General features: G+C 73.6%; 10 protein-coding genes. 8 read left to right on the top strand and 2 right to left on the bottom strand.

Going from position 1 to position 12,408, the window contains the following annotated elements; all coding sequences use genetic code 11:
- Nucleotides 1–138 precede the first annotated feature (138 nt).
- The 8 genes from ACI8AP_RS05175 (at nt 139) to ACI8AP_RS05140 (ending at nt 10,180) form a co-directional block, all read left to right on the top strand.
- Complete coding sequence (locus ACI8AP_RS05175) at nt 139–1,677, top strand: sugar ABC transporter ATP-binding protein (RefSeq protein WP_456588269.1); 1,539 nt, start codon at nt 139–141, stop codon at nt 1,675–1,677.
- Entirely contained in the window at nt 1,674–2,738 is a 1,065-nt protein-coding gene (locus ACI8AP_RS05170) for an ABC transporter permease (protein WP_456588268.1), read from the top strand. The genes ACI8AP_RS05175 and ACI8AP_RS05170 overlap by 4 nt, the downstream gene beginning before the upstream one ends.
- On the top strand, nt 2,728–3,759 hold the full coding sequence (locus ACI8AP_RS05165) for an ABC transporter permease (RefSeq protein WP_456588267.1): 1,032 nt from the start codon (nt 2,728–2,730) through the stop codon (nt 3,757–3,759). Before ACI8AP_RS05170 ends, ACI8AP_RS05165 begins: the two co-directional genes overlap by 11 nt.
- Before the next feature lie 88 nt (nt 3,760–3,847).
- The gene (rhaS, locus tag ACI8AP_RS05160) at nt 3,848–4,936 is read left to right on the top strand and encodes a rhamnose ABC transporter substrate-binding protein (RefSeq protein ID WP_456588266.1); all 1,089 of its coding nucleotides are present in this window, start codon (nt 3,848–3,850) and stop codon (nt 4,934–4,936) included.
- A 91-nt stretch (nt 4,937–5,027) separates the two neighbouring features.
- Nucleotides 5,028–5,399: an L-rhamnose mutarotase gene (locus ACI8AP_RS05155; protein ID WP_456588265.1), complete on the top strand. Its 372-nt coding sequence runs from the start codon at nt 5,028–5,030 to the stop codon at nt 5,397–5,399.
- Nucleotides 5,396–6,565: an L-rhamnose isomerase gene (gene rhaI, locus ACI8AP_RS05150; RefSeq protein WP_456588264.1), complete on the top strand. Its 1,170-nt coding sequence runs from the start codon at nt 5,396–5,398 to the stop codon at nt 6,563–6,565. The genes ACI8AP_RS05155 and rhaI overlap by 4 nt, the downstream gene beginning before the upstream one ends.
- A 100-nt stretch (nt 6,566–6,665) precedes the next feature.
- Nucleotides 6,666–8,702, top strand: a complete 2,037-nt coding sequence (locus ACI8AP_RS05145) for a bifunctional aldolase/short-chain dehydrogenase (RefSeq protein WP_456588263.1) — start codon at nt 6,666–6,668, stop codon at nt 8,700–8,702.
- Nucleotides 8,702–10,180 (top strand): rhamnulokinase, encoded by a 1,479-nt coding sequence (locus ACI8AP_RS05140; protein WP_456588262.1) that lies wholly within the window; start codon nt 8,702–8,704, stop codon nt 10,178–10,180. The genes ACI8AP_RS05145 and ACI8AP_RS05140 overlap by 1 nt, the downstream gene beginning before the upstream one ends.
- A 67-nt stretch (nt 10,181–10,247) precedes the next feature.
- Here ACI8AP_RS05140 and galK read toward each other — a convergent pair whose 3' ends face one another.
- Both galK and ACI8AP_RS05130 read right to left on the bottom strand, forming a co-directional pair.
- On the bottom strand, nt 10,248–11,399 hold the full coding sequence (gene galK / locus ACI8AP_RS05135) for a galactokinase (RefSeq protein WP_456588261.1): 1,152 nt from the start codon (nt 11,397–11,399) through the stop codon (nt 10,248–10,250).
- Entirely contained in the window at nt 11,396–12,406 is a 1,011-nt protein-coding gene (locus ACI8AP_RS05130) for a UDP-glucose--hexose-1-phosphate uridylyltransferase (RefSeq protein ID WP_456588260.1), read from the bottom strand. Before ACI8AP_RS05130 ends, galK begins: the two co-directional genes overlap by 4 nt.
- Between the last annotated feature and the right edge of the window lie 2 nt (nt 12,407–12,408).

Here is a 12,408-nt window from a genome sequence, read left to right as displayed (position 1 = left end):
ACAGCGCGCGCCCTCGTCACGCTCGAGTCACGGCCGTGAGCGTGGCGGTTGACACACATTCGGGACCTTTCTATGGTGGCCGTCACATCGCGCCTGAAACGATTCACAGCGATGACACCGGACACGGAGGCGGTCACTGTGGACCACACGAGGGAGCCGGCGGCGCCCGGCGACGTCGTCCTCGCGCTGGAGGACGTGCGCAAGTCCTTCGGGGCGGTCGCCGCGCTCCGCGGCGCCCGGCTGGAGCTGCGCGCCGGTGAGGCGCACGCCCTGGTCGGTGAGAACGGCGCGGGCAAGTCGACGCTGGTGAAGATCCTCGCCGGGGTGCACGCCCCCGACGGCGGACGGGTGCTCCTGGACGGCGAACCGGCGCGCCTGGACAGCCCGGCGACCGCACGGGCCGCGGGCATCGCGGTGATCTACCAGGAGCCCACGCTCTTCCCCGACCTGTCGGTCGCGGAGAACATCTTCATGGGCCGGCAGCCCCTGACGGCCGGCCGGCGCATCGACCGCAAGGCGATGGCCGCGCGGTGCCGCGAGCTGTTCGACCGCCTCGGCGTGGACCTGGACCCCGACCGACCCGCGCGTGGCCTGTCGATCGCCGACCAGCAGATGGTGGAGATCGCCAAGGCGCTGTCGTTCGACGCGCGGGTGCTGGTCATGGACGAGCCGACCGCCGCGCTGTCCGGCGTCGAGGTCGAGCGGCTTTTCGCCGTCGCCCGCGCCCTGCGGGAGGCCGGCGCCGCGGTGCTGTTCATCTCCCACCGGTTCGACGAGGTGTTCGAACTCTGCGACCGGATCACCGTCATGCGCGACGGCGAGTGGGTCTCCACCGACCGCACCTCGGAGCTGACCGTCGACCGGGTCGTGCACGCGATGGTGGGCCGCGAGGTCGCCACCCTCTTCCCCAAGCAGGACGTCGAGCCCGGCGAGGTGCTGCTCGAGGTCCGCGGGCTCACCCGCGCCGGGGTCTTCAGCGACGTCTCCTTCGACGTGCGCGCCGGTGAGATCGTCGCGCTGGCCGGCCTGGTCGGGGCGGGCCGCAGCGAGGTCGTGCGCGCGGTGTTCGGCGTCGACCCCTACGACGCCGGCACCGTGCGCATCGCCGGCCAGGAGCTCCGCCGCGGCAGCCCCGCAGCGGCCATGGCCGCCGGCGTCGCGCTGGTGCCCGAGGACCGCCGTCAGCAGGGCCTGGTCATGGAGCTCTCCGTCGAGCGCAACACCACGCTCACCCGCCGGTGGGCCCTGTCCCGGCGGGGCTGGCTGTCCGCCCGGCGCGAGCGGGACGCCGCGGCGGAGTGGACCCGGCGGATGCAGGTGAAGGCGGGCAGGCTCAGCGATCCCGTCTCCACCCTGTCCGGCGGCAACCAGCAGAAGGTCGTGCTGGCCAAGTGGCTCTCCACCGGGCCGAAGGTGCTGATCGTCGACGAGCCGACCAGGGGCATCGACGTCGGCACCAAGGCGGAGGTGCACCGGCTGATGTCGCAGCTCGCCGCGGAAGGGATGGCGGTCGTCATGGTCTCCAGCGAGCTCCCCGAGGTGCTGGGCATGGCCGACCGCGTCCTCGTCATGCACGAGGGGCGGCTGGTCGACGACATCCCGCGCTCCCGGGCCGACGAGGGCAACGTGATGCTCGCGGCCACCGGTCAGGCGACCCGCACGGCGGTGGCGTCGTGAGCACGGCGGTGACCCGGCCTCCCGCCGCCCCGGAGGAGACGTCCGGCCGCGGCACCGGCGGCAGCTCGCTGGTGCACCGGCTGTTCGCCGTCCGCGAGTTCGGCATCCTCGCCGCGCTGCTGCTGCTCGTCGTCGTGACGGTGGTCGTCCAGCCGCGGTTCCTCTCCCAGCAGAACATCCGCGACCTGCTGCTGTCGGCGTCCATCCTGACGGTGCTGGCGGCCGGCCAGACGATGGTGATCATCACCCGGAACGTCGACCTCTCCGTCGGCTCGACGCTCGGCCTGTCGGCCTACGCGACCGGGACGCTGCTGGCGACGCAGCCGGACACGCCGGTACTGCTGGCGGTGCTCGTCGGCATGGCGGTCGGCGCCGTCGCGGGCGTCGTCAACGGGGTGATCGTCGCCGTCGCGAAGGTGCCCTCGCTCGTGGTCACCCTGGGCACCCTCTACGTCTTCCGCGGCATCGACGCCCTGTGGGCCAGCACCAGCGGCCGGCTGCAGATCAACGCCACCGATCTGCCCAGCGGGTTCAAGTCCCTGGGGACCGCCCGGCTGCTCGGCATCCCGGTGCTCTTCCTCGTCGCCGTCCTGGTGGTGCTCGTCGTGGGCTACTACCTGCGGAGCTACCGCAGCGGCCGGGAGATGTACGGCATCGGCTCGGACCCGGACGCCGCGCGGTTGTCCGGCATCCCGGTCGGCCGGCGGGTGCTCACCGCGTTCGTGGTCAACGGGGCGCTCGCGGGGCTGGCCGGGGTGCTGTACGCGGCCCGCTTCCAGACGCTGGACGCGACCGCCGGCACCGGATACGAGCTGACCGTCGTCGCCGCCGCCGTCGTCGGCGGCGTGGCCATCTTCGGCGGGAGCGGCTCGGTGGCCGGCGCGGCGCTCGGCGCCCTGCTCCTCACCACCATCGGCACCGCCCTGCCGCAGCTCGGCATCGACCCGTTCTGGCGCAACGCCGCCGTCGGCGCCCTGATCATCGCCGCCATCGCGCTGGACCGGGTGCTCGCGCTGCGCCTGGCCGGGCGCCTGCGGAGGAGGAGTTCCCGTGGCCATTGAGACCGTCGCCCCGCCCGCCGAGGACCAGGCGCCGCCGCGGACGCTGTCGGACCGGATGCGGCTGCTGGGCACCGGCGACGGGGTCATCACCCTGGTGCTCGTCGTCTTCGTGCTGCTGGCCTCCCTCTCGGTCGAGGGCTTCGCCACCGCGCGCAACACCGGCTTCCTGCTGCTCGACGTGATCGTCATCGTGCTCATCGCGCTCCCGCTGACGATGGTGATCATCACCGGCGAGATCGACCTGTCGGTCGCCAGCACGGTCGGCCTCACCGGGGCCGTGATGGGCCAGCTGTGGATCGCCGGCCTCCCGCTGGAGCTCATCGTCCCGCTGTGCCTGCTCCTGGGCGCCGTGCTCGGGGCGGTCAACGGCGCGCTGGTGACCCGGCTGGGCCTGCCGTCGCTGGCGGTCACCATCGGCAGCCTCGCCCTCTACCGGGGGCTGGCCTTCGTCGTGCTCGGTGACCAGGCGGTGGCCGACTTCCCCCGGGCGTGGACCACGTGGGCGATCAGCACGATCGGCGACTCGGGGATCCCCGTGGCGGCCGTCCCCCTCGCGGTCCTGGTTCTCGTCTTCGGCGTCGTGCTGCACGCCACCCCGATCGGGCGGTCGCTGTACGCGATCGGCAACAGCGAGGACGCCGCCCGCTTCAGCGGCATCGACGTCGCCCGCACCAAGTTCTGGCTGTTCGTCGTCACCGGGGTGATCGCCGCGCTGGGCGGGGTCTACTGGACCCTCCGCTACGGCAGCGCCCGTGCCGACAACGCCACCGGGCTCGAGCTGCAGGTCGTCGCCGCCATCCTGCTGGGCGGGGTGTCGATCTTCGGCGGCCGGGGAGGGATGGTCGGCGTCCTCGCCGGCGCGCTCCTCCTCGGTGCCGTGCGCAACGCCCTGCGCCTGGCCAGCGTGCCGGCCGACGTCCTCAACATCGTGACCGGCGTGCTGCTCATCGCCGCCGTGGTCGCCCCCCAGGTCACCGGATGGGTCCGGCGGCGTGCCGCTGCCCGGAGCCGGATCCCGTGAGACCACCGCCGTGCACCCACCGACGGGTGCCCGTCCGACCCACCGACCCCGGCCGCTCTCACGCCGGCGCACTCCAGAGAGGGAACCAATGACCAGCTTCCTGACCGGCCGCCGGCCGCTGCGCGGCGGCGTGACGGGTGTCGCCGTCGCCGCCCTCGTCCTCGCGACGGCCGCCTGCGGCGGCACCACCCGCGGCGACGAGGAGACCACCGGCGGCGGAGGTGGCGCGGCCACCGAGGCGAACCCGGACGCCGAGATCCCCGCCGACCTCGCCGTCGCCTTCCTGCCCAAGCAGGTCAACAACCCGTACTTCGACACCGCCGCCGACGGCGCGGAGGCAGCCGTCTCCGAGTTCGACGGCGAGCTCACGGTCACCGGTCCGTCGGAGGCGAGCGCCTCCTCGCAGGTGAGCTACATCAACACGCTCACCCAGCAGGGCGCCGACGTCATCCTGACCTCGGCCAACGACCCGAACGCGATCTGCGGCGCGCTCGACCAGGCACGCTCGGCCGGCGCCGCCGTCGTCACCTTCGACTCCGACACCGACCCCGAGTGCCGTGACCTGTTCATCAACCAGGCGACGGCCGAGGGCATCGCGCAGACCCAGATCGACCTGGTGGCCGAGCAGATCGGCGGCGAGGGCCAGGTGGCCTTCCTGTCGGCGACGGCCAACGCCACGAACCAGAACGCGTGGATCGAGATGATGAAGGAGTACGCCGCCGAGGAGTACCCCGGCATCGAGATCGTGGCCACCGTCTACGGCGACGACGAGGACCAGAAGTCCTTCCAGGAGACCCAGGGTCTGCTGGCGACCCACCCCGACCTCGACGCCATCATCTCGCCGACCACTGTCGGCATCGCAGCGGCGGCGCGGTACCTGTCCGGCTCCGAGTACAAGGGCGAGGTCGCGCTGACCGGTCTCGGCACGCCGAACCAGATGCGCGAGTACGTGGAGGACGGCACCGTCCAGGCGTTCGCGCTCTGGAACCCCGAGGAGCTGGGCTACCTGGCCGCCTACGCCGGGGCGGCCCTCGCCGCCGGGCAGATCACCGGCCAGGAGGGCGAGACCTTCGAGGCCGGCGAGCTGGGCGAGTACACCGTCGAGGAGGGCGGGGTCGTCGTCCTCGGCGAACCCACGGTCTTCGACGCCGAGAACATCGGCGAGTTCGACTTCTGAGCCGATCGCACCTCGCCTGCCGCCGCCGGCCGTCGTCCGGTCGGCGGTGGCAGGCCCGGCCCGCGCCCGAACACCTGAGAGGAACTTCCTCGTGCCCCGCATCTGCTTCACCCTGCAGGTCCGGCCCGACCGGCTGGCCGAGTACCGCGAGCGGCACGCCGCCGTCTGGCCGGAGATGCTGCACGCGCTGCGGGACGCCGGGTGGCGCGACTACCAGCTCTTCCTGCGCGACGACGGCCTGCTCGTCGGCACCGTGGTCGCCGACGACCTCGCCGCCGCGCAAGCGGCCATGGACGCCACCGACGTGAGCGCCCGGTGGGAGGCCGAGATGGCGCCCTTCTTCGACCTCCCCGGCGGCGACGGCCGCGCCAAGCAGCAGCTCGACCTCGTCTTCGACCTCGACGCCCAGATCGCGGCGCTCGAGCAGGCACCACCCCCGCACTCGAACGGAGCACGCCCGTGACCGACCTCCGCACCGGCGCCCTCGCGGCGCTGGCCGACCAGACCATCGAGCTCCCGTCCTGGGCGTTCGGCAACTCCGGCACCCGGTTCAAGGTGTTCGGCCAGCCGGGCGTCGCCCGCGACCCCTACGAGAAGCTCGAGGACGCCGCCCAGGTGCACCGCCACACCGGTGCCGCGCCGCGGGTATCGCTGCACATCCCGTGGGACCTCGTCGACGACTACGGCAAGCTGGCCGCGCACGCCCGCGACCTCGGCGTCACGATCGGCGCGATCAACTCGAACCTGTTCCAGGACGACGAGTACAAGCTCGGCTCGCTCACCCACGCCGACCCGGCGGTGCGCCGCCGCGCGGTCGAGCACCACGCGCAGTGCATCGAGGTCATGCGCCAGACCGGCTCCACCGACCTCAAGATCTGGCTGCCCGACGGCACCAACTACCCGGGCCAGGACGACCTCCGCTCCCGGCAGGACCGGCTGGCCGACTCCCTCCAGCAGATCTACGCGATGCTCGACCCGGAGCACCGCATCCTGCTCGAGTACAAGTTCTTCGAGCCGCACTTCTACGCGATGGACATCCCCGACTGGGGCACCTCGCTGGTGCACTGCCTGGCGCTGGGGGAGCAGGCCACGGTCGTCCTCGACACCGGGCACCACGCCCCGGGCACCAACATCGAGTTCATCGTCATGCAGCTGCTGCGGGCCGGGCGGTTGGGCGCCTTCGACTTCAACTCCCGCAACTACGCCGACGACGACCTCATCGTCGGCTCGGCCGACCCGTTCCAGCTGTTCCGGATCATGAACGAGATCGTCGGCAACGACGCGCTCCGCCCGGAGTCCGGCGTCAACTTCATGCTCGACCAGTGCCACAACCTGGAGAAGAAGATCCCCGGGCAGATCCGTTCGGTGATGAACGTCCAGGAGGCGACGGCGAAGGCGCTGCTGGTCGACCGCGAGGCCCTGGCGGCCGCGCAGCAGGCCGGTGAGGTGCTCGACGCGCACTCGGTGCTCATGGACGCGTTCAGCACCGACGTCCGCCCGCTGCTGGGCGAGCTGCGGGAGTCCCAGGGCCTGGACCCCGACCCCTACGCGGCCTATGCGCGCAGCGGCTACCAGCAGCGCATCGAGCGCGAGCGCGTCGGCGGCCAGCAGGCCGGCTGGGGCGCCTGAGAAAGGACCCCCTGCCCCCCGCCACTCGCTCCGCTCGCGGCGGGGCCCTGCAGGGGGCCACGGCTGGGCACGAAACGCCATCAAGAGAGGACTCCCGAACGTGAGCAACCCCGTGGTCAGTGACCTCATCGAGCGCAGCAACCGGCTGGGCGCCGATCCGCGCAACACCAACTACGCCGGCGGCAACACCTCCGCCAAGGGCAGCGAGACCGACCCGGTCACCGGGCAGCCGGTCGAGCTGCTCTGGGTCAAGGGCTCCGGCGGCGACCTGGGCACCCTGAAGGAGGCCGGCCTCGCCGTCCTCCGGCTGGACCGGCTCCGCTCGCTCGTCGACGTCTACCCGGGTGTCGACCGCGAGGACGAGATGGTCCACGCCTTCGACTTCTGCCTGCACGGCCGCGGTGGCGCCGCACCGTCGATCGACACCGCGATGCACGGCCTCGTCGACGCCGCGCACGTCGACCACCTCCACCCGGACTCCGGCATCGCCCTGGCGACGGCGGCCGACGGCGAGGCGCTCACCCGCGAGTGCTTCGGCGACCGCGTGGTCTGGGTGCCGTGGCGCCGGCCCGGTTTCCAGCTCGGCCTGGACATCGCCGCGATCAAGGAGAAGAACCCGCAGGCGATCGGCTGCATCCTCGGTGGGCACGGCATCACCGCGTGGGGCGCCACCAGCGAGGAGTGCGAGGCCAACAGCCTCGAGATCATCCGCACTGCGGAGGCGTTCCTCGCCGAGAAGGGGAAGGCCGAGCCGTTCGGCGCCGTCGTCCCCGGCTTCGAGCCGCTGCCGCAGGAGCAGCGCCGCGCCAAGGCCGCCGCGCTCGCGCCGGTGATCCGCGGACTGGCATCCACCGACAAGCCGCAGGTCGGCCACTTCACCGACTCCGACGTCGTCCTGGAGTTCCTCTCCCGCGAGAAGCTCGCCCCCCTCGCCGCGCTGGGCACCTCCTGCCCGGACCACTTCCTGCGCACCAAGGTGCGCCCGATGGTCGTCGACCTGCCGGCCGACGCCCCGGTGGAGGACGTCGTCGCGCGGCTGAAGGAGCTGCACGAGGAGTACCGCGCCGAGTACGCGGCCTACTACTCCCGGCACGCCACCCCGGACAGCCCGGCCATGCGCGGCGCCGACCCGGCGATCGTGCTGGTGCCGGGCGTGGGCATGTTCAGCTTCGGCGCCAACAAGCAGACCGCGCGGGTGGCCGGTGAGTTCTACGTCAACGCCATCAACGTGATGCGCGGCGCCGAGGCGGTCTCCAGCTACGCGCCGATCGACGAGAGCGAGAAGTTCCGCATCGAGTACTGGTCGCTGGAGGAGGCCAAGCTCCAGCGCATGCCGAAGCCCAAGCCGCTGGCGTCCCGGGTGGCGCTGGTCACCGGCGCGGCCAGCGGCATCGGCAAGGCGATCGCCCAGCGGCTGGCCCGCGAGGGCGCCTGCGTCGTCGTCGCCGACCTGGACCTCGCCAGGGCGCAGGTCGCCGCGGAGGAGATCGGCTCGTCCGACGTCGCGCTCGGCGTGGCCGCCGACGTCAGCGACGCCGAGGCCGTGGCCGCCGCCTTCCGCGAGGCCTGCCTCGCGTTCGGCGGCGTCGACCTGGTGGTCAACAACGCCGGGCTGTCGATCTCGAAGCCGCTGCTGGAGACCACCGAGGCCGACTGGGACCTCCAGCACGACGTCATGGCCAAGGGCAGCTTCCTCGTCTCCCGCGAGGCGGCGCGCATCATGATCGAGCAGGGGATGGGCGGCGACGTCGTCTACATCTCCAGCAAGAACTCGCTGTTCGCCGGCCCGAACAACCTCGCCTACGGCGCCACCAAGGCCGACCAGGCCCACCAGGTGCGGCTGCTGGCGGCGGAGCTCGGGCCGCACCAGATCCGGGTCAACGGCATCAACCCCGACGGGGTCGTCCGGGGCTCGGGCATCTTCGCCGGTGGGTGGGGTGCGCAGCGCGCGGCCGTCTACGGGGTCAAGGAGGAGGAGCTCGGCGAGTTCTACGCCCAGCGCACGCTGCTCAAGCGCGAGGTGCTGCCCGACCACGTGGCCGACGCCGTCTTCGCGCTCACCGGTGGCGAGCTCACCCGCACCACCGGGCTGCACATCCCGGTCGACTCCGGCGTCGCCGGCGCCTTCCTCCGCTGATGCCCGCCTTCGCGTCCGTCGACCTCGGCGCCTCCAGCGGCCGGGTGATGGCCGCGACGGTGCGCCCGGATCGGCTCGACCTGCACGAGGTGCACCGCTTCCCGAACCGGCCGGTGCGCACGGCGGGCACCCTGCACTGGGACGTGCTCGGGCTCTACGCCGGCGTGCTCGACGGGTTGCGGGCGGCCGGCCGGGACGCCGGCCGGCTGGACGGGGTCGGCATCGACAGCTGGGCGGTCGACGTCGGGCTGCTGGACGCCGACGGCGCGCTGCTGGGCAACCCGCTGCACTACCGCGACGGCCGGCACGCCACCGCGGTGCCGGACGTGCACGCGGTCGTCCCGCCCGACGAGCTGTACCGGGTCAACGGCCTGCAGCACCTGCCGTTCAACACGGTGTTCCAGCTTGCCGCGGCCCGGGGGAGCGCGCAGTTCGCCGCCGCCCGGACGGCGTTGCTGGTCCCCGACCTGCTGGCGTACTGGCTCACCGGCGCGGTGGGCGCGGAGGTCACCAACGCCTCCACCACCGGGTTGCTCGACGCGACGACCCGGGAGTGGGCGTGGGACGTCGTCGACCGGCTCGGTCTGGACCGGGGGCTGCTGCCACCGCTGCGGCAGCCGGGGGAGCGGTTGGGGGAGCTGACCGCCGAGGTGCTCGCCGAGACGGGTCTGGCCGGGCCGGTCCCGGTGACCGCGGTCGGGTCGCACGACACGGCGTCGGCGGTGGTCGGGGTGCCTGCGGAGTCCGACCGGTTCGCCTACGTCTCGTGCGGCACGTGGTCGCTGGTCGGCCTCGAGCTGGACGCTCCGGTCCTCACCGAGGACAGCCGCCGGGCCGGGTTCACCAACGAGCTCGGGGTCGACGGCACGGTGCGCTACCTGCGCAACGTGATGGGGCTGTGGCTGCTGCAGGAGTCGGTGCGCACCTGGGCGGCCGCCGGCCTGCCCGCGGACCTGGCCGACCTGCTCGCCGCGGCGGCCCGGGTGCCGGCCTTCACCGCGGTCGTCGATCCCGACGACTCCCGGTTCCTGCCGCCGGGGGACATGCCGGCGCGCATCGCCGCGGTCTGCCGGGAGACCGGCCAGACCCCACCGCAGAGCCAGGCCGAGACGGTGCGCTGCATCCTCGACAGCCTGGCGCTGGCCTACCGGCGCACCGTCCGCCGGGCGGCGGAGCTCTCCGGCCGGGACGTCGAGGTGGTGCACCTGGTCGGCGGGGGCGCCCGCAACGAGTTGCTGTGCCAGCTCACCGCGGACGCGTGCGGCCTGCCGGTGGTCGCCGGCCCGGTCGAGGCCGCGGCCCTGGGCAACGCCCTGGTCCAGGCCCGTGCCGCCGGGGTGCTCGAGGGAGGGCTCGCCGAGTTGCGAGCGCTCCTCCGGGCCACCCAGGAGACGCGCACGTACCTCCCCTCGTCCGGTGCGGCGGCCGCGTGGGCGGCGGCGGACCGGCGGATCGGCCCGGTTTCCGGCTCGGGCTGATCAGTTCGGGCGGTCGGCTCCCGGACGCGGGGCCGACCGCCCGGACCCCCTCGGAGCGCCCGCGCGGTCACACCACCCCGGTGCCGTCCGACGGCGTGCAGATCGTCGCCTCTCCCGGCCGGCCCGTGGCCGAACGGTAGGCCGCGGTGATCGCCGCGGCCGCCGCTGCAGCGGAGTCGCGCTCCACCAGCGCCACCGCGCACCCCCCGAAGCCGGCCCCGGTCAGCCGCGCCCCGAGCACGCCTGCCGTGCCGCGGGCGACGCCGACCAGTGCGTCCAGCTCCGGCACGCTCACCTCGTAGTCGTCGCGCAGCGAGGCGTGCGACCGGTCCATCAGCTCCCCGAAGGCGCGCGCGTCCCCGCGCCGGAGCGCGTCTGCGGCGGCCAGCACCCGGGCGTTCTCCCCGACGACGTGCCGCGCCCGGCGCAGCTGCACCCCGTCGAGCAGCCGGGCGTGCTCGGCGAGCAGGTCGGGGGAGACGTCGCGCAGCGCCCGCAGGCCGGGATCGACGGTGCTGAGCGCGGCGACGGCGGACTCGCACTCGGCCCGCCGGTCGTTGTACGCCGAGCCGGCCAGGGTGCGCGGAACGGCGCTGTCGAGAACGAGGATCGCCGTCCCGGACGGCACGGGGACCGCCTCGGTGGCGAGGCTGCGGCAGTCGACGAGCACCGCGTGCCCGGCGACGCCGCCGGCGATCGCGAGCTGGTCCATGATGCCGGTGCGCACGCCGATGACCTCGTTCTCCACCCGCTGGCCGAGGCGGGCCAGCGTCTCCGGCGGGAGCGCGTCCCCGGTCAGCGCCAGCAGCGCGACCATCACGCCGAGCTCCAGCGACGCGGACGAGGAGAGGCCGGCCCCGATCGGCAGATCGCTGTCGATCACCAGGTCCGCGCCCGTCAGCTGGTGCCCCTCGTCCTGGAGCACGGCCGCGGCCCCGGCCACGTAGCGGGACCAGCCGGCGCCCTCCTGCGGCCGCAGGTCGGCCACCGCCCGGTCGTCGTTCCCGCCCATGCGCACGGCGGTCGTCCGCAGCCGGCCGTCGGACCGCCGGCGGGCCGCGACGACCGTGCCCCGGTCCAGGGCGGCCGGGAGCACGAAGCCGTCGTTGTAGTCGGTGTGCTCGCCGATCAGGTTGACCCGCCCGGGGGAGCGGACGACGAGATCGGGCTCGCCACCTACGGTCCGGGCAAAGGTCTCGCGAGCCGCGACGCCGGTCACGCGGTCACCTCCCGCAGCCGGGCGGCCGCGCTCTCGGGGGTGAGATCGCGCTGCGGCTGCGCGAGCATCTCGTAACCGACCATGAACTTGCGCACCGTCGCCGAGCGCAGCAGCGGCGGGTAGAAGTGCCCGTGCAGGTGCCAGCCCGGGTGCTCGCGCCCGTCGGTGGGGCGCTGGTGCAGGCCCATCGTGTACGGGAAGGGCACCCCGAAGAGCCCGTCGTAGCAGCGGGCGAGCCGGCCCAGCGCGCCGGCCAGCGCGTCCCGCCGGGCGCCATCGAGGTCGGGCACCGCGCCGCAGTGGGCGCGCGGCAGCACGAGGGTCTCGAACGGCCAGACCGCCCAGAAGGGGACCAGCACGGTGACGTGCTCGTCGCGGAAGACGACGCGTTCGCCGTCGGCCTCCTCGACGGCCAGGTACTCGCAGAGCAGGCAGCTCCCCGCCTCGGCGGCGGCCTGCTGGGTGGCGAGCTCGCGCACCGCCTCGGTGGGCAGCCGTTCCTGCGCCCAGATCTGGCCGTGCGGGTGGGGGTTGCTGGCGCCCATGGCCGCGCCGCGGTTCTCGAACACCTGCACCCAGCTGACCCAGTCCAGCCCGCCGAGCTGGGTGTACTGGTCGGCCCAGGTGTCCACCACCCCGCGAATCTGGTCCTCCGGCAGCTGCCCGAGCGCGAGGTCGTGCCGGGGCGAGTAGCAGACCACCCGGCAGACGCCGCGCTCGCTCTCGGCGACCAGCAGGCCGGATCGGTCCGTGGCCGCGGCCGGCACGTCCGGGGTCAGCGCCGCGAAGTCGTTGTCGAAGACGAAGGTGCCGTCGTACCGCGGGGTGCGCTGCCCGCCGGCCCGCTCGTTGCCCGGGCAGAGGTAGCAGCCGGGGTCGTAGGCGGGCAGTCGGGGCACCGCCGGGTCCTCGACCTGCCCCTGCCAGGGACGCGCGGTCCGGTGCGGGGAGACGAGGACCCACTCGCCGGTGAGCGGGTTGCGCCGTCGGTGCGTCGAGTTGAACACCA

The organism is Blastococcus sp. SYSU DS1021 (genome assembly GCF_054050995.1).
The sequence above is the reverse complement of the archived record's forward strand: the minus strand, read 5'-3'. Positions and strand labels throughout refer to the sequence as shown.